This is a genomic window from Brevundimonas sp. 'scallop' (genome assembly GCF_011045535.1).
Taxonomy (GTDB): Bacteria; Pseudomonadota; Alphaproteobacteria; order Caulobacterales; family Caulobacteraceae; genus Brevundimonas; species Brevundimonas vesicularis.
Genome location: NZ_CP039382.1, coordinates 563,959 through 586,635, shown reverse-complemented (window position 1 = coordinate 586,635; position 22,677 = coordinate 563,959). Strand labels below are relative to the sequence as shown.

21 protein-coding genes are annotated in these 22,677 nt (G+C 67.2%); 7 read left to right on the top strand and 14 right to left on the bottom strand.

Annotated elements, in window-relative coordinates:
• The first annotated feature begins 11 nt into the window (after positions 1-11).
• Positions 12-2,204, top strand: coding sequence for a 3-hydroxyacyl-CoA dehydrogenase NAD-binding domain-containing protein (locus E4341_RS02820; protein WP_165118518.1), 2,193 nt, complete (start codon positions 12-14; stop codon positions 2,202-2,204).
• A 71-nt stretch (positions 2,205-2,275) separates the two neighbouring features.
• Here E4341_RS02820 and E4341_RS02815 read toward each other — a convergent pair whose 3' ends face one another.
• The 8 genes from E4341_RS02815 to E4341_RS02780 form a co-directional block, all read right to left on the bottom strand.
• Positions 2,276-2,872, bottom strand: a complete 597-nt coding sequence (locus E4341_RS02815; RefSeq protein ID WP_165115004.1) for a hypothetical protein — start codon at positions 2,870-2,872, stop codon at positions 2,276-2,278.
• Between the two features lie 174 nt (positions 2,873-3,046).
• Entirely contained in the window at positions 3,047-4,129 is a 1,083-nt protein-coding gene (gene recA, locus E4341_RS02810; RefSeq protein ID WP_165115002.1) for a recombinase RecA, read from the bottom strand.
• A 169-nt stretch (positions 4,130-4,298) separates the two neighbouring features.
• Entirely contained in the window at positions 4,299-5,939 is a 1,641-nt protein-coding gene (locus E4341_RS02805; RefSeq protein WP_165115000.1) for an MHYT domain-containing protein, read from the bottom strand.
• 79 nt (positions 5,940-6,018) lie between these two features.
• Positions 6,019-7,869: a M20/M25/M40 family metallo-hydrolase gene (locus tag E4341_RS02800; protein ID WP_165114998.1), complete on the bottom strand. Its 1,851-nt coding sequence runs from the start codon at positions 7,867-7,869 to the stop codon at positions 6,019-6,021.
• A gap of 66 nt (positions 7,870-7,935) precedes the next feature.
• The gene (locus E4341_RS02795) at positions 7,936-8,886 is read right to left on the bottom strand and encodes a right-handed parallel beta-helix repeat-containing protein (protein WP_165114996.1); all 951 of its coding nucleotides are present in this window, start codon (positions 8,884-8,886) and stop codon (positions 7,936-7,938) included.
• A gap of 1 nt (position 8,887) precedes the next feature.
• Entirely contained in the window at positions 8,888-9,685 is a 798-nt protein-coding gene (locus tag E4341_RS02790) for a PA-phosphatase (protein ID WP_165114994.1), read from the bottom strand.
• The gene (locus tag E4341_RS02785; RefSeq protein ID WP_165114992.1) at positions 9,682-10,179 is read right to left on the bottom strand and encodes a hypothetical protein; all 498 of its coding nucleotides are present in this window, start codon (positions 10,177-10,179) and stop codon (positions 9,682-9,684) included. Before E4341_RS02785 ends, E4341_RS02790 begins: the two co-directional genes overlap by 4 nt.
• A gap of 75 nt (positions 10,180-10,254) precedes the next feature.
• Positions 10,255-10,533, bottom strand: a complete 279-nt coding sequence (locus tag E4341_RS02780; RefSeq protein ID WP_165114990.1) for a ribonuclease — start codon at positions 10,531-10,533, stop codon at positions 10,255-10,257.
• A 102-nt stretch (positions 10,534-10,635) separates the two neighbouring features.
• On the opposite strand from E4341_RS02780, the gene E4341_RS02775 reads away from it, so the two are divergent.
• On the top strand, positions 10,636-11,640 hold the full coding sequence (locus tag E4341_RS02775; RefSeq protein WP_165114988.1) for an LLM class flavin-dependent oxidoreductase: 1,005 nt from the start codon (positions 10,636-10,638) through the stop codon (positions 11,638-11,640).
• Here the strand turns inward: E4341_RS02775 and E4341_RS02770 are convergent.
• The gene (locus E4341_RS02770) at positions 11,637-12,608 is read right to left on the bottom strand and encodes an alpha/beta fold hydrolase (protein ID WP_165114986.1); all 972 of its coding nucleotides are present in this window, start codon (positions 12,606-12,608) and stop codon (positions 11,637-11,639) included. The two genes, E4341_RS02775 and E4341_RS02770, sit on opposite strands and share 4 nt — an antisense overlap.
• Positions 12,609-12,655: 47 nt before the next feature.
• On the opposite strand from E4341_RS02770, the gene E4341_RS02765 reads away from it, so the two are divergent.
• Positions 12,656-13,492, top strand: coding sequence for an aldo/keto reductase (locus E4341_RS02765; protein ID WP_112863276.1), 837 nt, complete (start codon positions 12,656-12,658; stop codon positions 13,490-13,492).
• Here the strand turns inward: E4341_RS02765 and E4341_RS02760 are convergent.
• Complete coding sequence (locus E4341_RS02760) at positions 13,489-13,890, bottom strand: HIT domain-containing protein (RefSeq protein ID WP_369814637.1); 402 nt, start codon at positions 13,888-13,890, stop codon at positions 13,489-13,491. The genes E4341_RS02765 and E4341_RS02760 overlap by 4 nt on opposite strands.
• Positions 13,887-14,789: an SIMPL domain-containing protein gene (locus tag E4341_RS02755; RefSeq protein WP_165114984.1), complete on the bottom strand. Its 903-nt coding sequence runs from the start codon at positions 14,787-14,789 to the stop codon at positions 13,887-13,889. Before E4341_RS02755 ends, E4341_RS02760 begins: the two co-directional genes overlap by 4 nt.
• Positions 14,790-14,928: 139 nt before the next feature.
• Between E4341_RS02755 and mdh the strand changes: the two genes are divergently transcribed.
• A complete protein-coding gene (gene mdh, locus E4341_RS02750) occupies positions 14,929-15,891 on the top strand; it encodes a malate dehydrogenase (protein ID WP_165114982.1) in 963 nt (320 codons plus the stop codon).
• Positions 15,892-16,104: 213 nt separating this feature from the next.
• Here mdh and E4341_RS02745 read toward each other — a convergent pair whose 3' ends face one another.
• Both E4341_RS02745 and zapE read right to left on the bottom strand, forming a co-directional pair.
• Positions 16,105-16,602: a YbjN domain-containing protein gene (locus E4341_RS02745; RefSeq protein WP_165114980.1), complete on the bottom strand. Its 498-nt coding sequence runs from the start codon at positions 16,600-16,602 to the stop codon at positions 16,105-16,107.
• A gap of 34 nt (positions 16,603-16,636) precedes the next feature.
• A complete protein-coding gene (gene zapE, locus E4341_RS02740; protein WP_165114978.1) occupies positions 16,637-17,728 on the bottom strand; it encodes a cell division protein ZapE in 1,092 nt (363 codons plus the stop codon).
• A 143-nt stretch (positions 17,729-17,871) separates the two neighbouring features.
• Between zapE and E4341_RS02735 the strand changes: the two genes are divergently transcribed.
• The 3 genes from E4341_RS02735 (at position 17,872) to E4341_RS02725 (ending at position 21,521) form a co-directional block, all read left to right on the top strand.
• Complete coding sequence (locus E4341_RS02735; RefSeq protein ID WP_055807329.1) at positions 17,872-18,918, top strand: aspartate-semialdehyde dehydrogenase; 1,047 nt, start codon at positions 17,872-17,874, stop codon at positions 18,916-18,918.
• 136 nt (positions 18,919-19,054) lie between these two features.
• Positions 19,055-19,981 carry an EamA family transporter RarD gene (gene rarD, locus E4341_RS02730; RefSeq protein ID WP_205751344.1) on the top strand — a complete coding sequence of 309 codons (927 nt, stop codon included), beginning with the start codon at positions 19,055-19,057 and terminating at the stop codon, positions 19,979-19,981.
• A 25-nt stretch (positions 19,982-20,006) separates the two neighbouring features.
• Positions 20,007-21,521 (top strand): DHA2 family efflux MFS transporter permease subunit, encoded by a 1,515-nt coding sequence (locus E4341_RS02725; protein ID WP_165114974.1) that lies wholly within the window; start codon positions 20,007-20,009, stop codon positions 21,519-21,521.
• Here the strand turns inward: E4341_RS02725 and E4341_RS02720 are convergent.
• Positions 21,506-22,639, bottom strand: coding sequence for a serine hydrolase domain-containing protein (locus E4341_RS02720; RefSeq protein ID WP_165114972.1), 1,134 nt, complete (start codon positions 22,637-22,639; stop codon positions 21,506-21,508). The two genes, E4341_RS02725 and E4341_RS02720, sit on opposite strands and share 16 nt — an antisense overlap.
• Positions 22,640-22,677 lie beyond the last annotated feature (38 nt).

Sequence of the window (22,677 nt, the reverse complement as noted above, 5' to 3'; positions counted from 1 at the left end):
AGCAAATGGATATGGAAAACTTCAAGATCGACGTCGACGCCGACGGCATCGCCCTGATCACCTTTGACGTTCCGGGCCGTTCGATGAATACCCTGACTTCCTCGGTGATGAAGGAAATCCCCGAGCTGGTCGAACGCATCAAGACCGACGACGCCATCAAGGGCGCCGTCATCACCTCGGGCAAGGCGTCGGGCTTCTGCGCCGGCGCGGACCTGGGCGACATGGCCGGCGGCGTGCTGTCGGGCGGCGGCGACCTGAAAAAGGCGTTCGACGCCGGCTGGAAGCTGAACGGCGCCTTCCGTGCGCTGGAAACCTCGGGCAAGCCGATCGCGGCCGCGATCAATGGCCTGGCCTTGGGCGGCGGGCTGGAGTTCACCCTGGCGGCCCACTACCGCGTGGTCGAGAATAACAACAAGATCCAACTGGGCCTGCCCGAAATCAAGGTCGGTCTGTTCCCCGGCGGCGGCGGCACCCAGCGCCTGACCCGCCTGGTCGGCGTCCAGAACGCCATGATGGCGATGAGCGAGGGCAAGTCCTTCCGCCCGAACGACGCCAAGGGCGCAGGGATCGTCCATGAGGTGGTCGAGAAAGGTCAGTCGGTCGAGGCCGCCAAGGCCTGGATCAAGGGTGGCGGCAAGGCTGTCCAGCCTTGGGACGAGAAGTCGTTCAAACTGCCCGGCGGAGGCCCCTATCACCCGGCCGGCATCCAGAACTTCATGGTCGGCAACGCCATGCTGCGCAAGCAGTCCTATGGCAACTATCCGGCCGTGGTGAACCTGATGAAGGCCGTTTACGAAGGCGCCCAGGTGCCGATGGATGCGGCGCTGCGTATCGAGACCCGCTACTTCATCAAGACCCTGATGACGCCGCAGGCCCAGGCCATGATCCGTTCGCTGTTCCTGTCCAAGCAGGAGCTGGACAAGGGCGCCGTGCGCCCGGCCGGCGTGCCCAAGTCCGATCCGAAGAAGGTCACGGTCATCGGCGCCGGCATGATGGGCGCGGGCATCGCCTATGTGCAGGCGCTGGCCGGCATCGAGACCATCCTGATCGACCAGACCCAGGAAGCCGCCGACAAGGGCAAGGCCCACGTCGAGGAACTGCTGAAGAAGCGCCTGTCGCGGGGTCAGCTGACGCAGGAGAAGTACGACGCCCTGCTGGGTTCGGTCACGGCGACGACGGACTATGAGCTGATCAAGGGTTCGGACCTGGTCGTCGAGGCCGTGTTCGAAAACCGCGAGATCAAGGCCGACGTGACCAAGCGCGCCGAGGCGCAACTGGCCGAGGGCGCCGTCTTCGGCTCCAACACCTCGACCCTGCCGATCAGCGGTCTGGCCGAGGCCTCGGTGCGGCCCGAAGACTTCATCGGCATCCACTTCTTCTCGCCCGTCGACAAGATGATGCTGGTCGAGATCATCCTGGGCGAAAAGACGGGTCAGGCGGCCATCGCCAAGGCGCTGGACTATGTGCTGAAGATCAAGAAGACGCCGATCGTCGTCAACGACAGCCGTGGTTTCTACACCTCGCGCTGCTTCTCCACCTTCCTGATGGAGGGCATGGCGATGCTGGAAGAGGGCTACGGCCCCGCTCTGATCGACAACATCGGCCGCATGACCGGCATGCCGCGCGGCCCGCTGGAGATGCACGACGACGTCGCCCTGGACCTGTCCTACAAGATCGCCAAACAGACGGCGCTGGATCTGGGCGACAAATACGTCCCGTCGGAAGGGGCCGACATCGTCGCCAAGATGGTCGAGGGCGGGCGCTTCGGTCGCAAGAACGGCAAGGGCTTCTACGATTACGATCAGAAGCCCAAGACGATCTGGAAGGGTCTGGGCGAACTGGCCCCGACCACCAAGGGCATCGACCAGCCGGAAGAGCCGACTGCCTTCGCTCAGATCGACGAGCTGAAGACGCGCCTGCTGTATCGCCAGGCCGTCGAAGTGGCCCGCTGCTGGGAAGAGGGCGTCATCGACGATCCGCGCGAGGCCGATCTGGGCGCCATCCTTGGCTGGGGCTTCGCGCCCTGGACCGGCGGTCCGATCAGCATGATCGACGGCATCGGCCTGGCCAGGTTCGTCGAAACCGCAGACCGCCTGGCCGCGACGTATGGCGACCGCTTCAAGGTGCCCGGCTTGCTCCGCGACATGGCGGCGAAGAACGAGACCTTCTACGGCAAGTTCGCCCCGGAGAAGGCCGCCGCCTGATCGGCAGCGGACATCCACAGACGATGGAACGGGCGGCCTTCGGGTCGCCCGTTTTCGTTTAAAAGGCGTAGCTAGCCGCTGTACGCTAGGATCACGCGTTTCTCAGCCGGAGCCACGATGACGACGCTCCCACCTCGCCCATGGGCGTAAAACGCGTTGTCAGAACTTATGATGGCATTGACCCGCGACACGGTTTTCGGATCGAGTTTGCAGCGGAAATCATTGCGATCCAGGAAGGCCCCGATGCCGGGCTCTCGGCCGCAGTTATGCTCCCCATGTCTAGACCACAATGGAACGATCGGAGTGCGCTTCCAGTCCCAGTAGGTTCGACGCTCATTCGCCTTCCGCTGAGATGCACTCATCAGCATCGGAACTTCAGAAGCGTCAGACAGATAAGCCAATCCTCCTTCTTCGATCTTTGAAAGCGAAGCCTTCTCCAACCGATATATGATCAGTCCGACCTCGTCGGCGCCGGGTCCGAAGCCCCAAGCCGCTTGCTTCCGATATTCGATCCATCTTGCCTCGACGCCATGAGGCAAGAGGCTTTGATACCAGACGTACTGGTAGGTCTGCCAACCTGCGAGAGGCTCGCATACCAAGAGGGCGAGCAAAGCCAGACACCCAAAGCGATTTCGCATGGCCATCGTTATTGCGCGGCCCTGGGCCAATCACAATCTCCCCCCAGGCACGAAAAAAACCCGCCCGACACGAGGTCGAGCGGGTCGCTCCGCCGCCCTTCGCGGGGTCGGTGGCGGGTCGCTAGGGGCGACGGAGTAGCGGTGAAAAGACCGGACCGAGACCGGGACAAACTCTGAAAGTCCGCCCAGCCTCGGAGGCTGGCGTCAGCCTTCCAGGTCCTGGCCTTCGTCCGGCTCGGGCGTGCCCAGCAGTTCGTCGGCGATCTTGTTGGTCGAGGCGCGCACGGCCTTTTCGATCGAGGCCGCGATGTCGGGATTCTGTTTCAGGAACTCGCGCACATTCTCGCGGCCCTGACCGATCCGGGTGGAGTCATAACTGAACCAGCTGCCCGACTTCTCGATGATGCCGGCCTTGACGCCCAGGTCAATGACTTCGCCCAGTTTGGAGATGCCCTCGCCGTACATGATGTCGAAGATGACCTCGCGGAACGGCGGGGCGACCTTGTTCTTGACCACCTTGACCCGGGTGGTGTTGCCGACCACCTCGTCACGGTTCTTGATCGCGCCGGTGCGGCGGATGTCCAGACGCACTGAGGCGTAGAACTTCAGCGCATTGCCGCCCGTCGTCGTCTCGGGCGAACCATACATGACGCCGATCTTGTGGCGGATCTGGTTGATGAACAGCACGATGCATTTCGACTTGGAGATCGAGGCTGTCAGCTTGCGCAGCGCCTGGCTCATCAGGCGCGCCTGAAGGCCCGGGAGGCTGTCGCCCATCTCGCCCTCGATCTCGGCGCGCGGCGTCAGGGCCGCGACGGAGTCCACGACCACAATATCTACGGCGCCCGACCGGACCAGCGTATCTACGATCTCCAGCGCCTGCTCGCCGGTGTCCGGCTGCGACACCAGAAGATCATCCAGATTGACGCCCAGCTTCTGGGCGTAGACCGGATCCAGCGCATGTTCGGCGTCGACGAAGGCGGCGACCCCGCCCTTCTTCTGAACTTCGGCGACGGTGTGCAGGGCCAGGGTCGTCTTGCCGGACGATTCAGGACCGAACACCTCGATCACCCGCCCGACCGGCAGACCGCCGATGCCCAGCGCCATGTCCAGGCCCAGCGATCCGGTCGAGACGCTATCGATCTCGGCGACCACGCCTGCCTTGCCCAGTTTCATCACCGAGCCCTTGCCGAAGGCGCGATCGATCTGCGCGATCGCCGCCTCCAGGGCGCGTTGCTTGTCGCCGTCGTCCTTGCCCACCAATTTGAGTGCCGCCTGTGAAACCATTGCCTTCGTCTCCCTTGCCATGATTCCCGTCATTCAGCTTGGGAGAGACCCGCCTGGACCCGCCCCCGTTTCGTGAGGCGGACTATGTGCATGGTTTGTTCCGGTTCACAAGATGTTCTCATTGATCAAAACAAGAACACCAAAGGTCTACGACCGTTTTTGACGCAGGCTAAAGCGGAAGGCGTAGGCTGAAGCTGGCGCCTTCTGGTTCGTAGGTCATGACCGCAGACCCTTGCAGCGAACGGTTGATGGTCGAGTTGATCAGCACCGAACCGAAACCCTTGCGTTTGGGCGACGAGACTGTCGGACCGCCGCTTTCAACCCAATCCAGCAGCAAATGGCCGTCCGCCACGGACCAATCCACCCGTACGCAGCCCGAAGCATTCGACAGCGCCCCGTATTTGGCGGCGTTCACCGCCAGTTCGTGAAAGACCATCCCCATGCCCAAGGTCTGCTGCGCGTTCAGATCGACGGCCGGACCAGTCAGTCGAACCTGTTCCTCGGCATAGGGCGCCAGTTCCTGAACCAGCATGGCGCGCAGATCGACACGCTCCCAATTCGCCGCCGTCAGCAAATTTTGCGTATTGGACAGCGCCAGCAGCCGCGCCTCGAACAATGCGGTGAAGGTGGCGACATCCGGCGTGCGTCGCGCCGTCTGGTGGGCGATGGACTGCACGGTGGCCAGGGTGTTCTTCACCCGGTGATTCAGCTCGTTGATCAGCAATCGCTGCAAGCGTTCGCTGTCGGCTAGGGCTGCGAAAGCCTCGTGGCGGTCGGTAATGTCGGTGATGACCCCTGACATCTTGATCGGGCGGCCCGAACGGCTGCGGATCAGGCGTCCTCGCAGATGGACCCAGCGACCCGAGGCTGGCAGCCGCCATTCCTGATCATATTCACTCTCGCCCGCCATGGCGCGCTCTAACGCCTGGCGGTGCAACGGCAGATCGTCTGGCGACAGCCGGTCGCCGATCTCCGTGGCGCCCAGACGGCTGGACGCATCGATCGACAGGATTTCGCGCGCACGGCGCGACATCATCGTCGTCTTCATCGGCAGGGTTGCTTCCCAGAAGCCGACGCCACCGGCGTCCACGGCCGACAGGACATTGGCCCGCTGATCCACGATCGAGGCGCCGAGCGCGAGAAACAGCAAGGTCACCGCCCCAGTCGTCACCGCGACCGCCAATACGACCGGCGACGCCCCGCCCTCCACGGGCCCTGCGTCGGCGATCGGGCTCAGGATCAGGGCCGCCATGCCGACATGGTGCATGGAGACGATGGCCAGACCCAGGATCACAGCGGCGACCGCGCGCCAGGCCAAGTCCCGCTCCTGACGGGCGGCGATCAGGGCGGCATAGGCGGCGGCGACCGCGACGACCACCGACAGGGCGACCAGCACGGGCTGGTAACTCAGGACGGCATTCATCCGCATCGCCGCCATCCCGACATAGTGCATGGCGACGATGGATCCGCCCATCAGCAGGGCCGCCGGCGCTAGCCGCAAGGGGCTGGCCTGCGCTGTGCCCGCCGCCAGGAAGGCCGCCGCCGTGCCGGCCGTCGCCAGCAGGAACGACACCAGCGTCAGGCCGGGATCATAGACGACGGGGCCTTCGACTTCGAAACCCAGCATGGCGATGAAATGCATCGACCAGATGCTGACGCCAAGCGCCAGGGCCGCAACGCCCAGCCATCGCAACCGCGTCGCGCCCATCTGGTCGCGCGTTCGGTTGAACAGATCCAGAGCCGTCCACGCGCCCAAGATCGCTATCGCTAGCGACAGGACGGTGAACGGATTGACGTGAAGATGGTACAAACGCGCCGAGGCCCCGAGAAACAGCAGCGGTATGCTTAGCCCGGTTTCATCGCTCGGACGACTGCGAAACGCATCCGGATCAAGCGACTAACCTGGCCCCCACGGCGACTGCAACAGCCAGCGCCAGGCTGGCGGCGGCGAAGATCGGCAAGGCCCGCCCCGCGCCGGGCGCCAGCGGGCAGACCAGCATCGCGATCATCAGGGCGATCGGCCCCACCGCGCCGGGCATGTCCATGCCGACGCCCAGGAAGACGCCGTGCCCCTGAACCAGCAACCACCCGCCGACCAGCGCTGTGGCGACGACGGCGGGGGCGGAGGACGCCCACGACCCGAAGCGGGCGCCGATCACCGCCGTCGACGCGGCCGCCAGGGCGGCGATCAGACAGGGCCAAAGCAGCAGGAAAGCGGCTTCCGGCGCCGCCGCCTGCACTCCCGCGCCCAAGGCCAGAAGCAGGACGATCAGCCCCAGCCAGCCGCCCCAGACGGCGTCTGCGTCCTGCGGCCTCGGCCGCGTCAGGCTGAGCGCCAGGGCGATCACCGTCGCCCCCAGGACCGGCAGGCTGAAACCACCCAGCGCCGCTGCCATCGCGAATGCGGCCAGTATCGCTCCAGCTGCGCCCCATCGGCCCAGCAGGCGTCGCCCCGCGGTCAGCATCAGAATCAGGGCGAGCATTGACAGACCCACGGCGATTTCGAGAACCGGCAGGCGACGCAGCAAGGTGTAATAGGGGTCGGCCGAATCCACGCGACGGCCGATCGGCCCGGCCAGGACGCGCACCGCCTGTCCCACCACCATCGCACTGGCCAACAGCCACAGTCCGTCCGCCGCGCCCCGCACGACCGGCATGGCTCTCAAGCCCGTCGCATGGCGCGCGCCCCAGGCGGCGAAGGCCGTCGCAAGCCCCCCCACGATTAGCAGCAGCCAGCCGATCGCCGGCGAATGCTGCACGACGAACAGGCCGAAGACGTCGGCATAGACCGCGTTCTGCGTCGCCTGCGGCAGGGTCGCCGCCCGCAGCAGATGGTCGGCCATTTCCAGCGCCTGGGAGCCGATATGCTGCACGCTGCCCTGATCCAGCGCCTGCGGGGTCGAGGACAGTGAATGATACTGCGCCGGACGGCCGATGAAGGCCAGATTGATCCCCGCCAGCCTCCGATCCGCCGCCACGGTGAAGTCCGTGCCGTTAGGCATCAGCCGATAGACGAAGATGGCCAGGGCGTTGCTGGACGGCCCGCCCGTCGCCCTCCGGGTCGCCTGGGAATAGCGGGCGATGGTCTGGGCGTTGCCGGGTCCGGTCTCGAACATCATGGCGCGCCCGCCGCCGCCCCGCGCCTCCAGATTGATCACCGCCCCGATGTCGTCGCGCAGCGGATGTTCGCTGAAGAAGGCCCGCGCCCCGTCCAGATTCAGCTCCTCGGCGTCGCTGAACAGGACCACCAGCGTTCGCTCGGCGCCGCCCCGCGCCTTGATCGCGCGCACGGCCTCCAGAATGGCGGCCACGCCGGACGTATCGTCCGCGGCGCCCGGCGAGGTCGGCGAGGTGTCGTAATGCGCCATCATGGCCACGGCAGGCAGTGCGGGATTCCGTCCCGGCAGGACGCCGATGACATTGACGGCCTGAACGCCGCTTGCATTTCCACCCTCCCGCTCGAGCCGCGCGACGGCGGCGGGCGACAGGGCCCCGGCCTGGAGGCTGGGCTGAAGCCCCAGCGCCGTCAGCCTTTGGACCAGATAGATCTGAACCTGCCTATGCTCGGCCGAGCCGACCGGATGCGGCGCTCGTGCGATCCGGTTCACGTCCATCATGGCGCGCGCGGCCGAGAATTGGACCGCAGGCGCCGAGGCGGGCAGGGGTTTGGGCGTCTGGGCGGTCAGCACCGCCAAGCCGAAACCCGCCGCAAGGGACGCCAGAAACAACACCCAACGCATATCCCATCCCCTGATCGCTCTGTCCCGCAATCAGCCCCGAACCGCCGCTCTGCGCAAGGAGTCCGATCAGCGCCGCACGATGTTCCGCGCCGTCAGATTGCCCGCGGCGCCGTCGCCGTCGTCCGCGCTGGACCCGAACGGCCAGCCGCGGTCGTCGCCGCAGTAGCGTCGTCCGCCCTCGCGCGACCCGATCAAAACCGCGCGTGGCCTCAGCCACCCCGCGCCGGTGAACAGATTGTCCGTAATCTGATTATAGGACGGCGTCTGGTGGCGTATTACGCCGTCCTCGCCGCAGTTGCGGTATAGAAACACCCCGCCCTTGCCGTGCAGCGCCAGCCGGTTGCCGACGATGCGGTTGGCGCCCGACCCGTCCACCGCGATCTGCTCGCGTCCAGTGCGGATATCGAAATCGTTGTCCTGTATGAGCGCCCCCGCGGTCTCGGCGTCCAGATAGACGGCGGTCGAGGTCGAACGCCCCGTAAAGCGGGACCGCGTCACCGTGGTGCGCGTGACCCCGGGTCCGACATACAGGGGAATCGTCCCCACGCCCTCGAACCGGACCCGGTCCAGGGTGACGCGGAGCGGCGCGGCGGACTGGGCCGCTTGCGTGTGTCCGGCGGTGCGTGAAGAGGCCAGCAGATCGCGCATCGATCCGCCCGCCCCCATGCCCCAAATCCGCACATTGCCGACGACGGTGCAGTTTCGGATCGTCACATCGACCGGCCGCGACCACCGATCGCCCTCGCGGCGAGACCAGACGGCGATGGTCGGGGCGGCGGTCGTCGCCGGGCCCGGCGCGCGAATGGACCCGCCTCCGCAATCCAGTGACGCCCCTGAGCCTTCCGCGCCCTCGATCAGCACGCGGCGGCGGATATCGATCCCCGAAAGGTCGGCCTGGCACGTCAGGCGATACGGCTGCGTCGACGGCGCCGTCAGCGCCGCCAGCTCTTGCGGCGTGCACGGCCGGTCGGTCGGCGCCTGGAAGGTCAGCAGGGCGAGAGCCAGCGCCGCCGTCATATCAGGGCAAGGGGATCGCCAAGGCCGCGCGCTCGGCCGCGCAGCCGGGATTGGTCAGGCCGCTGCGACGCGCGGCCGCCAGCTCGGCCCTCGCCGCCGTCATGTCCGCCTGGAAGGCCGGGGTGGCGATGGCGCGGGCCGCGACGTCCCGCCCGATCCGTTCGCCGACCGCGACATCGGTCGGATAATGCATGGCGCAGACCAGGCGGCTGACCCCGATCTCGTGGCCGATCCGGCGCACGGCCTCGGCCCGGTCCGGCTCTAGCGCCGCAAAGGCCTCGCCATAGGCCGTCGCGACGGCGGCGCTGCCGGACGGATAGGAGGCGCTGCGTCTCGCCGCCGGTGTCAGGGTCTGACAGGCGCGGCGATTGGGATCGTCGCCGACCGGCCGCAGCCGCGCCTGGCGCGCCTTGACGCGTTCGGCCGCACTGTTCGCGTCATGGAAGATTTTCGCCATCACCCGGTCCAGCGCCGGCGTCTCGGCCGACCCCAGCCGCACCCCCAAGGCGCAGTCGAAATGTTGTAAGGCCAGGGGCGGACGCAGCTCGGCATGGGCGGTCGCCAGCAGCCATCGGTCGCCGTCTTCCAGAGCCACAAGACGGGCCGAGGCCGCCTTGTCCGCCAGGTCCGCGATCGACCCCGGGGCCGGAGCTGCCGGAACCGCATCCGTCAGTTGGGCGATTGCTTCATCGCCCAGGAAGCCCGCCGTCGGTATCTTGCCGCCTGGCTTGGGTGCGCCGGCGCACCCCCCGGCCAGCAGGATCGCCGTCGCCGCGCCAAGGGCGGCGACCCGTTTCATTGACCAGCGCTCCAGCCAAGCTGGACCGAGGTCTCGCCGGACTCGGTCGGCGTGGCGACGACCTGCAACGAGGCGCCGTTCACAGCGTCCGCCGCCGCGCCATAGGCGCGTGTGTCGCCCTGGTTCATTCCGGCGACGGAGCGCAGGCCCGCCTTTTCGGCGCGCTCGCGGTAGAAGGCGACGACATCGTCCGGCGAGGCGGTGGTGGTGAAGGTAACCAGGCCGCCCGGCCCGGCCTCGCCGCCAGCGGCCAGCGGCTGTCCGTCCACCTGTGCGCCGGGATAGAGGACCGCAAAGGACGGCGCGCCGTCGGCGGCGACGGGCGCAGCCCCCCCTACGACGGCGGGGGCTGTGGCTGCTGAAGGTGCCGCATCAGCGACGACCGGCGCCGACGCTTCGGGCGCAGCCTTGGCCTCGACCGGTTGGGCCGAGCGATCACATCCTGCAAGGCAAAACAGAACCACGACGGCGGAGGCCGCCAAGCGAAGCGTCATCGAGAGATCGTCCTTGGACCGAGAGGGTCAGAGCGCCACCGTGGCGCATGGTTGCGGCGGCGACAAGGCGCCCGCTCAGTCGGCGGCGTCGTCCTGATCCGCCGCACCTTTACCGGCCGAGCCTTCTTCGGCCAAACGCGCATTGATCTTGGCTGAATCGGGGTCGTCATCCGTGCCTGCTGCCGACCCGCCGCGCAGCGAACCCGCCCGCGTGTCCGATCCCGAATCGCTGCCGTCCAAGGCGTCGATCAGCGTATCCGCCTTGTGACCCAGATCAGGCTTTTCGCCCATGTCGGCGGCCTCGCGGGCGTCGTCGCAATCCGCTTCGGGCGTGGTGGGATCGGTGTCGGTCATGACGCAGTCTCCGTTCGTCGAGATGAGGTTAAAGCGCCTGATCCGGTTGCGGTTCCAGACCCTTGCCCTTGAACCCCGAGGGACAGACCCGATCTAGGCGTCATGATCCCGTTTTCAGTTCTCGACCTCTCTCCAATCGTCGAAGGCGGCGACGCTCGACGCGGCCTGGATGAAACCCTGGCCCTGGCTCAGGCCGCCGATCGGCTCGGCTATGAGCGGTTCTGGCTGGCCGAACACCACAATATGCCCGGCATCGCCAGCGCCGCGACCGCCATCGTCATCGGCCATGTCGCGGCGGGGACCGAGCGCATTCGCATCGGCTCCGGCGGCGTCATGCTGCCCAACCATGCGCCCCTGGTCGTCGCCGAACAGTTCGGCACACTGGAGACTCTGTTCCCCGGCCGGATCGATCTCGGCCTGGGCCGCGCGCCCGGCACGGACGGCGCCACCGCCCGTGCGCTGCGGCGCTATTTCGAAGGCGCCGACCAGTTCCCCCGCGACGTGGTCGAGCTGATCCAGTGGTTCGAACCGGCGTCTGAGAACCAGCCCGTCCGCGCCGTCCCGGGCGCCGGCCTGCGCGTGCCGATCTGGCTTCTGGGCTCGAGCCTGTTCAGCGCCCAGCTCGCCGGCCAGCTCGGCCTGCCCTACGCCTTCGCCAGCCATTTCGCGCCCGAACTGCTGCTGGAGGCCCTGGCCCTGTATCGCCGCGAGTTTGTCTCCTCGGACCGCCTGGCCAAGCCCCACGCCATGGCCGCGATCAACGTCTTCGCCGCCGATACGGACGCCGAGGGCGTGCGCCTGTCCACGTCGATGCAGCAGAGCTTCGCCCGCCTCTCGACCGGCAAGCCGGGTAAGCTGCCGCCGCCCGTCGATGACATCGCCGCGATCCTGACGCCGCAGCAGATCGCCGGCGCCAAGGGCCGGCTGCTCTATTCCGCCATCGGCGGCCCGGAGACCATCAAGCGCCAACTGACAGACTTCATCGCCCTGACCGGCGTGGACGAGCTGATGGTCACCGGCATGATGTTCGACAATACCGCCCGCATCCGCAGCCTGGAGATCGTGGCCGAGGCGCGTGATCAGATGACGACGAGGCAGGCGGCCTAGAGGCTCTGCAGGAAATCCAGCAGCAGACGGTTGATCTCATCCGCCCGTTCCTGCTGGATCCAGTGCCCCGCGCCCGGCACGACGACCGAGTGGATCAGGTTGGGCGCCCAGTCCTTCAGGCCCGCCTCGTGCCCGCCGGCGTAGTGGCGCACCGGGTCGTTCTCGCCGACGACGAACAGGGCGGGCGGCAAGATATTCTGGTCCTGAACGAAGGCCGTCAGCGACCAGTTCAGGTCCATCGCCCGATACCAGTTCAGCGGCCCCTCGAACCCGGCCGCCGAAAAGGCCTGCACATATTCGTCGAAACGCGCCTCGCTCATCCATGGCGGCAGGGTGGCGTCGTCAGTGATGGTGTCGAGCAGAGCCACGCCTTCGGGCATGAAGCCGGTCGATCTGCGATCGGCGGGGGTCGCGCCGTCATAGGCGTAAAACAGTTTCCTCAGCGCCATCACTGGATCGGCATCCAGCGCAAGGTGAGCATCCGGCGCCTGGAATCGGCTGATATAGAGGTCGCCCAGCCCGGCCCGTTTCGAGATGGCGGCCATGGCGGCGGTGGGCGGTCCCTTGGGTCGGCGCGGCTGGAACGGCACAGACAGGCCCGCGACCGCCGTGAACAGATCCGGCCTCAACAAGGCGCAATGCCAGGCCACCGGCGCGCCCCAGTCATGCCCGACGACGACGCAAGGCCCCCTGCCCAGCGCGCGGACCAGATCGACCATGTCACCGACCAGATGCAGGATCGAGTAGGCCTCCACCCCCGCCGGCTTGTCCGTCCCGCCATAGCCCCGCATGTCCGGGGCGACGACATGATAGCCCGCCTGCGACATCGCCTGGACCTGGGCGCGCCAGCTGATCCCCAGTTCTGGAAAACCGTGGATCAGCAGGACCAGCGGCGCGTTGTCATCCTCGAACCCAGCCTCCAGAACCTGTTGGACCAGACCGTCGGTCTTGATATGCCGGGTTCGCATCGCTTCCTCCGACGGCGTCTTCGCCGCTCATTATCGTCAGGACGGACATGACCCGCCTCGTCACTTTTGCGGACGGTACGACCGTTCCCGCCCTCGGCCAAGGCACCTGGGAGCTGGGCGACGACCCGGCCTGGCGCGATGAGGAGCAGCAGGCTCTGGCGCGCGGCATCGACCTGGGCATGACGCTGATCGACACGGCTGAACTCTATGGCGACGGCCGGTCGGAACGTCTGGTGGGCGAGGTCATCGCCGGGCGGCGCGATGAGGTCTTCCTGGTCTCCAAGGTCCGGCCTGAGAATGCGTCGGAGATGAAGATGATGCTGGCCTGCGAGAAGTCGCTGGAACGGCTCGGCGTCGAGCGGCTGGATCTCTATCTGCTGCACTGGGAAGGCCATGTGCCGCTGGAGGAGACCGTCGAGGCCTTCCGCGATCTGGTCGACGAAGGGATGATCGCCCGCTGGGGCGTGTCGAACCTGGACCTGCGCGCCATGGAGCAGTTGATGGAGATCGAGGGGGGCGAGGATTGCGCCGCCAACCAGCTGCTCTATAATCTCGCCTCACGCGGGGTGGAGTTCGACCTCTTCCCGTGGATGCAGGCGCGCGACATGCCGATGATGGCCTATTCGCCGCTGGGTCGCGGCGAACTGCTTGAGCAGCCCCTGATCCGCGACATCGCCAATCGCCATTCCGCCAGCCCGGCCCAGGTGGCGCTGGCCGCCGTCCTGCGCCACGACGGCGTCATCGCCATCCCCAAGGCCAGTTCGGTCGAACACGTCGAGGCCAACGCCGACGCCCTGGAGATCCAGTTCGACCTGGAGGATCTGGAACGGCTGGATGCGGCCTTCCCGCCCCCGAAACACGCGGTGCCGCTGGATATCATCTAGCTTCCGGCGACGATCGCCAGCCGCCGCGCCCGCTCATCGTCTGTATACGGAATAACTGGCCCGCGACCCCAGACCGGATCGGGCCACAGACCGTCGTCGCGGCGGCGGCCGACCACATGGACATGCAGTTGCGCCGTCACATTGCCGATGGCGCCGACGTTCAGCTTTTCGACCGAACCCAGCCGGCGCACCAGCGCCCCGGCCCGCACCGTCTCCTCCATCAACACGGCCCGCTGTTTGACGGTCAGATCCTCCAGCTCCAGCGCCCCTTCGACGCGCGGGATCAGGATCAGCCAGGGAAAGCGGGCGTCGTCCTGAAGCCGCACATGGCACAGCGGCCATTCGGCAGCGGCCACCGATCCTGCCTCGAAGGCCGGAGCGACCTCGAACCCCATCAGTTCAATCCGTAAATGACGCAGGCGCTGTCGAATAAGGTCTGCAACGGCGGCTGCAGCGCCAGTCGCGCCGCCTCGATCTGGGCCTCGCTCGGCCCCCCGTCGCTCGGCGGAGGCGGCGGCGGCGCGGGCGGTGGCGGCGGCGGGGCCGAACCATTGGCCCTGATCCGCGAACCCGTCACAACGACGTCGTCTACCGTCGTCGCCTGTCCACCCCCGGCGGCGTAGGAGGGCCATCCTGCGAGCACATCGGTTTGGCAGACTCGGCCCGTCGGATCGATAATCTTAACCCCCCCCAGAGCGGCGCCAGCATTGGCCGCCGCCGCCTCGGCGCGACGTCTGGCGTCCTTAATCGCCTCGGCCTGAAGATTGGCCCTCCAAATATTGTCGGGCTCGAGCCTGAAGGACACACGGCCGATCGCGGTCGGGCGCGCGGCGACGATCGTCGCGTAGACCCGTTCGATCAGGGCTACGTCCCGAACCGTCACGGCGACGGAGGCGTCGGCCTGATAGCGGGCCACGCGGTCGGCGCGGGTGTTGTCGCGCATCACCCCGTTTTCGTCGCGATACTGGTCATACAGCGGCTGGGTGGTGACGCTGGTCTCGACCCGGACCTTGTCCGCGCCATAGGCCGACAGCGCCCGGCTGAGCGCTCGGACCTGTTCAGCGGCGGCGCGCGACGCCTCCGTCACGCTGCGATCCACCGATTGAAAACTGGCGGTGACGGAGGCGCGGTTGGCCGGAATTTCCACCCGCACCTGACCGACCGAGGCGATGACCGGATCGCGCATCCACCAAGGTGCGGGAATATAGCGGTCGCCGATCGTCGCAGGCGGCGTCTGGGCCAGCACAGGCGTGGCGACCGACGCCAGCAGCAAGGCGAAAGCGAATGAACGGCGCATCGAAATCCTCCGGTTGTCGCCGGACCTTCGCAAGCCTGACCAAGGCCGTAAAGCGAGGTTCTTGCGACAGCCGCGCGAGGGGTCTAGACCGCCCGCACGATTAATCCCCATTTCGCACACGCAATAAACGGAGACATCCATGGCTCGCGCGAAGATCGCCCTTATCGGCGCCGGCATGATCGGCGGAACCCTGGCCCACGTGGCCGCGCGCGAAGCCCTGGGCGACGTGATCCTGTTCGACATCGCCGAAGGCACCCCGCAGGGCAAGGCGCTGGACATCGCCGAGGCCTCGGCCGTCTTCGGCCAGGACGTGGCCCTGAAGGGCGCCAACGACTATGCCGAGATCGCGGGCGCCGACGTCTGCATCGTCACCGCCGGCGTGCCGCGCAAGCCGGGCATGAGCCGCGACGACCTGATCGGCATCAACCTGAAGGTCATGAAGGCCGTCGGCGAAGGCATCAAGGCCCACGCCCCCAACGCCTTCGTCATCTGCATCACCAACCCGCTCGACGCCATGGTCTGGGCCCTGCAGAAGTTCTCGGGGCTCCCCAAGGAGAAGGTCGTCGGCATGGCCGGCGTGCTGGACTCGGCCCGCTTCGCCTACTTCCTGGCTGAAAAGACCGGCGTGTCGGTGCAGGACATCCACGCCTGGACCCTGGGCGGTCACGGCGACGATATGGTGCCGATGGTGCGCCACTCGACCGTCGGCGGCCTGCCGCTGCCGGACGCCGTCGCCGCCGGCTTCCTGTCGCAGGACGAGCTGGACGCCATCGTCGAGCGCACCCGCAAGGGCGGCGGCGAGATCGTGGCCCTGCTTAAGACCGGCTCGGCCTTCTACGCCCCGGCTGAATCCGCCATCGCCATGGCCAAGTCCTACCTGCTGGATCAGAAGCGCGTCCTGCCCTGCGCCGTCTGGCTGTCGGGCGAATACGGCCTGTCGGACCTCTACGTCGGCGTCCCCGCCCTGATCGGCGCCGGCGGCGTCGAGAAGATCGTCGAGTTCACCACCAACGACGAAGAAAAGGCGATGTTCGAAAAGTCCGTCGCCTCGGTTCAGGGCCTGCTGCAAGCCTGTAAAGATATCGACGGCTCGCTGGCGTAAGCCACGCGACGATCGAATGACGAAGGCCTGCGGAGCGATCCGCAGGCCCTTTTTTCTTTACCCCTTCTCCCATTGGGAGAAGGTGGCCCGCAGGGCCGGATGAGGGTCGGTTGGGGGGCCAGCTCGCACGACCCGACCCTCACCCTTTCGCACCAGAACGACGGCTATCGCCGCCGTGTGCTCAAGCCCTCTCCCACCGGGAGAGGGACATCATTACGGCGCCACATACCCCATCTGGCCCGCAAACTTGGGCAGCAGTTGCAGCCAGACCGTCAGCGGGTCCGCCAGTTGCGCCACGCCTTCGCCCGACAGCACGATGACGTCGTATTGCACCGTCGCCGTCGGCGTTTCGGCCCCAGTATGGAAGGCTTTCAGATAGCGGTTGTCGCGGTTCCAAGCGTTGACCGCATCCAGCGTCGCCCCGGCCCCGGGCACAACGGCGCTGAACTGAACCTCGCCGCAGCCAGACGCCTCGCAGCCATAGAAGAAGACCGCCCAGGTCAGGCCCGCATTGGTCACGGTGAAGAAGGTCAGGCCGTTCTCAGTCTGCACCGGCCCGACCCGCCCGCCCAGCCCGGTGATCCACGTCCCGATCTCGGCCGGCGTCAGACCGCGACTGGTCGTCGCCGGTGCCGTCTGTGCGAACGCTCCTCCCGCCGTCAGCGGCGATAAGGTCAAAGAAAGGGCGGCAGCGAGGGCGAGACGGCGCATGGACACACTCCGAAGGTCAGCCCTACCCTAGCCGTCAGTCGCGGACGTGCGCCAGCCAGTCCTTGCTCTGCATTTCGTTGAAGCGCGACACGGTGCGCTCGAACTCGAACGCCCCCACCCCTTCGGTATAGAGGGCCTCGGGCTTGGCCGCCGCCAGCACGATCAGCTTGGTCTTGGCCTCATAGAGGGCGTCCACCAGCGTCACCAGACGCCGCGCCTCGTGGTGGTTGGCCGAACTCAGGATCGGCACGTCTTCCAGGAACAGGGTGTGGAACCGCTGGGCGATGGCCAGATAGTCCTGCGGCCCCAGCGGCTTGGCGCACAGGTCGTTAAACGTCGCCCGCGCCATCGACCCCACGGTGCGCTCCACCACCACATTGCGACCCAGCACGGTCAGGTGCGCCGGCTCTTCTGGTTCGCCCCCCTTCAGCTCGCGCCATAACGCCTCGAACGCCGCGCGGTCGTCCGGCGTGTGCCAGACCTGGGCCGAGGTCATCCGGTCCAACCGCCAGTCGCGCGCCCCGGCCGTCTCGACCACCACGCAGCGCTCGCGGATAATGTCGATGAAGGGCAGGAAGAGCTGACGGTTGATGCCGTTCTTGTAGAGGTCCTCCGGCGCGCGGTTCGAGGTGATGGCCAGCACCACCCGATCCTCGAACAGGGCTTCGAACAGCCGGCCCAGGATCATGGCGTCGGCGATGTCTGTGACCTGCAATTCGTCGAAACACAGCAGCCGGGCTTCCGACGCGATCAGCTTCGCGATCGGCGGGATGGGATCGTCGCCCTTATGGGTTCCGAACACGGCCTTGCGAGTTTTCGCATCCCCTTCGCGCCACTGTTTCACCAGGTCGTGAATGCGGGCCATGAAGGCGTGGAAGTGGGCGCGCGTCTTTCGCGGTTCGGGCGTCGCCGAATAGAACAGGTCCATCAGCATCGACTTGCCGCGTCCGGGCGGACCGTAGAGATAGATACCCCGCACCTCCGGCGTCTTGCCGAACAGGCCACGTTTGGCCAGATCGACCTCCAGCCGCTCCAGCGCCGTGATCACGCTCTCCTGCGCCGGATCGGGCGTCAGCACGCCCTCTTCCACGCGGATGTCGTAGGCGTTGCGGATACGGGAGGTCATGGGAGGACTGCTTAAAGCCCGGCACAGTGAAAAGCGATTGCTTCGCGGCTGCGAACGCCTAAATGCACAGCACACACCAAATCGCGCTCAAGCAGCAAGGCTCCGCTGAGCCGAGCGGTAGCGCGTCCGAAGGACCAAGCATCATGGGTTATCGCGTCGCCATCGTCGGAGCCACGGGCAATGTGGGCCGCGAAATGCTGAACATCCTCGAGGAGCTGGAATTCCCCGTCGATGAAATCCACGCCATCGCCTCGCGCAAGTCCAAGGGCGTCGAGGTCTCCTTCGGCGACAAGACCATCAAATGCCAGGACATCGAACAGTTCGACTTCTCCAAGGTCGATATCGTCCTGATGTCCGCCGGCGGCGCGGTGTCCAAGGAATGGTCCGAGAAGATCGGCAAGGCCGGTCCTATCGTGATCGACAACTCCTCGGCCTTCCGCAAGGACCCCGACGTGCCGCTGATCGTGCCCGAGGTGAACCCGGACGCCATCAAGGACGCGACCAAGAAGAACATCATCGCCAACCCCAACTGCTCGACCATCCAGCTGGTGACGGCGCTGAAGCCGCTGCACGATGCGGCCAAGATCAAGCGGGTCGTGGTCTCGACCTATCAGTCGGTGTCCGGCGCCGGCAAGGAAGGAATGGACGAGCTATGGAACCAGACCAAGGCCATCTACGGCCTGGGCGACGCCACGCCCAAGAAGTTCCCCAAACAGATCGCCTTCAACGTCATCCCCTATATCGGCTCCTTCCTCGAGGACGGCTCCACCGACGAGGAGAAGAAGATGTCGGACGAGACGCACAAGATGCTGGACCCCGACATCAAGGTCACCGTCACCTGCGTGCGTGTGCCCGTCTTCGTGGGTCACTCCGAGGCCGTGAATGTGGAGTTCGACCGCCCCATCGAACCCGACGAGGCCCGCGCCATCCTGCGCGAGGCGCCGGGCGTGCTGGTCATCGATAAGCAGGAGCACGACGGCTATATCACCCCCGTCGACGCGGCCAGCGAACACGCCGTCTATGTCAGCCGCATCCGCAAGGATACGACCGTCGAGAACGGCCTGAACCTTTGGGTCGTGTCCGACAACCTGCGCAAGGGCGCCGCCCTCAACGCGGTCCAGATCGCTCAGTTGCTGGACGAGACCGGCGTGATCAAGTCGTCGTCGGGATATCGTTCGATCACGGTCTGACGCTCCACCCCGTCATCCTCGGGCTTGACCCGAGGACCGGATGTTCCGCCGCTGGTGCGAACGAGCGACGCACAGGCGCCCGCCGCGCCCGATCCTCGGGTCAAGCCCGAGGATGACGGCGGGGATGAAGGACCCCATGACCGCCTCCCTCTCTCCCAACGATCCCCGCGCCGTCGGCACGGCCATCGCCTGCTACACCCTGTGGGGGCTGCTGCCGCTGCTCTTCATGGCGATGGCGGCGCATGGCTTCGGCGCGCCCGAAATCCTGGCGCACCGGGCGGTCTGGTCGGTCTTCGTGGCGGGCCTGGTCCTGCTGCTGGCCGGGCAATGGGGCGAGGCGCGCCGGGTGCTGGCCACGCCGCGCACCCTGGGCTGGCTGGCCCTGTCCGCGCTGCTGATCGGCACCAACTGGAGCCTCTACGTCTTCGCCACCACGCATCACGCGACGCTGGAGGCCAGCCTCGGCTACTATATCAATCCCCTGCTCAACATGGCGGCCGGCGCCGTCCTGTTCCGCGAGAAGATCGACCGCTGGAGCGCGCTCGCCATCGGTCTGGCCGCCATCGGGGTCGTGATCCAGACGATCGCCCTCGGGCGTGTGCCGATCATCGGCCTGACCCTGGCCGTCACCTTCTGCGCCTATGCGGTGATCCGAAAGCGCGTGCCCGCCTCGGCCCAGACCGGTCTGTTCGTGGAATGTCTGGTGCTGCTGCCCATCGGCGCGGTCTTCCTGGCCTGGCTGACCACACACGGTCAGGCGGTCGGATTTGCGTCGCCCTCCGGTTTGATCTGGGCGCTGGTGAACGGCCCGGCGACCGTGATCCCGCTGGCGCTGTTCGCCTGGTCGGCGCGGCGTCTGCCCCTGTCCACGGTGGGTTTCATCCAGTTCCTGGCCCCGACGCTGCAGTTCGCCTGCGGCGTCGCAACCGGCGAGCCTCTGACCCTGCTGCGGATCGTGTCCTTCGTCTTCATCTGGGCCGGCGCCGGCGTCTTCGCCCTGGCCGCCTTCAATCGCAGCCGCGCCGCACGCGAGGCGTTGAAGACCACGGCGGAACCGGCGTAGCCTTCGCCCACACGGAGGCGAGGCCATGACGACCGCCCAACCGGGCCCCTGCGAAGGCGGACAGGTCCACGTCGCCGCCGAACCGGCCCATCCGCTGTCGGCGGCGCGCAAACGCTGGGTGCTGGCCGCGACGGTGCTGGGCTCCAGCCTGACCTTCATCGACGGCTCGGCCCTGGGCGTCGCCCTGCCCGCCGTGCAGCGGGATCTCGCGGCCGGCACGGCGGCGGTCCAGTGGGTGTCGAACGCCTATCTGCTGACCTTGGGCGCTCTCGTTCTGATCGGCGGCGCGGCCGGCGATCGGTTCGGACGGCGGCGGGTCTTTCTGATTGGGGTCGCGATCTTCGCCCTGGCCTCCATCGGCTGCGCCCTGGCGCCCACCGTCCAGGCCCTGGTCGCCGGCCGGGCGATCCAGGGGATCGGCGCGGCCCTGCTGACGCCCGGCGCTCTTGCGGTGATCGGCGCCACCTTCCCGCCCGAGGAGCGCGGCAAGGCCTTTGGGACCTGGGCCGGGTTCGGCGCCCTGACCGGCATGGTCGGGCCGCTGATCGGGGGATGGCTGGCCGACGCCGCCGACTGGCGCGCCATCTTCTGGATCAACGTCCCGCTGGCGATCCTGACCGCTGTGGTGACCCTGGCCGCCACGCCCGAGAGCCGCGATCCCGACGCGCGCGGTCTGGATGGTCTGGGCGCAGTTCTGGCCGTCGCCGGACTGGGCGCCCTGACCTGGGCCTTGACCGCCGCGCCCGATCTGGGGTTCGCATCGCCCGTCATACTGGCCGGACTTGTCGTGGGCGCGGCGCTGCTGGTCGCCTTCGTCTGGGCCGAGGCGCGCCAAAGCCACCCGATGATGCCGCTGGGCCTGTTTTCGTCTTCCGTGTTCAGCGGGATCAATCTGCTGACCCTGCTGCTCTACTTCGCCCTGGGCGGGGCGATGTTCTTCCTGCCTTTCGATCTGATCCGGGTTCACGGCTGGAGCGCGACCGAGGCCGGCGCCGCCATGCTGCCCTTCGCCGCCGTCATGGGCCTGTTCTCCGGCCTCGCGGGTCGGGTCGCCGATCGGTTCGGCGCGCGTCTGTCGCTCAGCGCCGGGCCGGCCCTGGCCGGCATCGGACTGGCGCTTCTGGCTGTGCCTGAGCCGGGCGCGGGCTATGTCGACGGACCGCTGGCGGGGATGACGGTGCTGGCGATCGGCATGACCCTGGCGGTCGGCCCTCTGACGGCGACGGTGATGGGGGCCGTCAAGGCGGGCCACACCGGCGTGGCCTCGGGCGTCAACAATGCGGTGGCGCGCGTGGCCAGCCTTCTGGCCGTCGCCCTCCTAGGCCTCGTGCTGTCTGCGGTCTTCGCCGGAGTCGCCAACCTGCCCGATGCCCGCGCCCAGCTGGCCCAGGTCATGTCGGGCGCCGAGATCACGCCCGTCGTCCGCGACGCCTTCCACGCGGCGTTTCGGGCCGTGATCCTGACCTGCGCCGGCTGCGCGGGCTTGGCCGGCCTGATCGGCCTGCTGACCGCGCCCGGCCCGGTTCAGAAGGCGGCGTAGAGCGCGTCCAGCAACCGCTTGGGCCGAGGGTCGCCGATCAGGTGCGGCGACTGACGCGTCATGACATAGGCTGCGGACAGTTTCCGCGACGGATCGGCCATGGCCATGGACCCGCCCCAGCCATAATGGCCGAAGGCTTCGTTGGGCCCGAACACCTTCAGTCCGTCATTGCGCATCAGACCGGCCGCCCAGCTGATCGTATAGGGCAACACCTTGTCCGGCCCGTGGATGCGCTCGCGCGTCAGCTGATCCAGCGTTCCCGCCGACAGCACCAACCGCCCGTCCAGCGCGCCGCCATTAGCGACCACCCCAAGCATCTTCGCCAGCCCCAGGGCCGTGCCGTGCAGATTGGCCGAAGGGATTTCCATCTCGCGCCAGGCCGCCGAACCGCGCCCACCCGGCGCCGAGCCGCGATCCAGGAAGGCCGCCTGTTTGATCGGATCGATGGTCCCCAGGCTGGGCGCCGCCGGGGGTTTGCGCATCTGTGCCACCCGTCCATGCTGGCTTTCCGGCATGCCGATCCACAGGTCCAGCTCCGGGAAGTCCTGGCGCAGCGCCTGGCCCATCGTCCGTCCGGTCGCGCGGCGATATACCTCATTGGCCAGATAGCCGACGGTGATCGGGTGATAGCCCGAGGCCGTGCCCGGCGCCCACATCGGCGCCTGGTCCGCCAGACGGGCCAGCACCGTGGACACATCGAACCAGATCGTTGGATCGACCGCCTCGGAAAAGCCCGGCAGGCCAGACTGGTGGCTCATCAACTGGGCGACGGTGACCTCCGCCTTGCCCGCCGCGCCGAACTCGGGCCACAGCGAGGCGACCGGCTGGTCATAGTCGATCCGCCCGGCCTCGACTGCGCTCGCCATCAGAATGGCCATCACCGCCTTGCCGGTCGAAAACACAGAGGTCAGGGTGGTGTCGGTGAAGGGCGTCGTCCTGGCCGTATCCGCATGACCCGCCCACAGATCGACGACCGCCTCGCCCTCAACCAGCACGCTGAACCGCGCCGCCTGCTCGTTCAGCCCCTCAGGAGCCTCGGTGAAGTTGGCGGCGAACGCCTCGCGCACGGCCTCATAGCCGGGTGCGCAAACGCCGTGGATGTCGATGAGATCGGTCATGGGCCGGTCCTAGCGCGGCCATCGCCCACGAAAAAGGC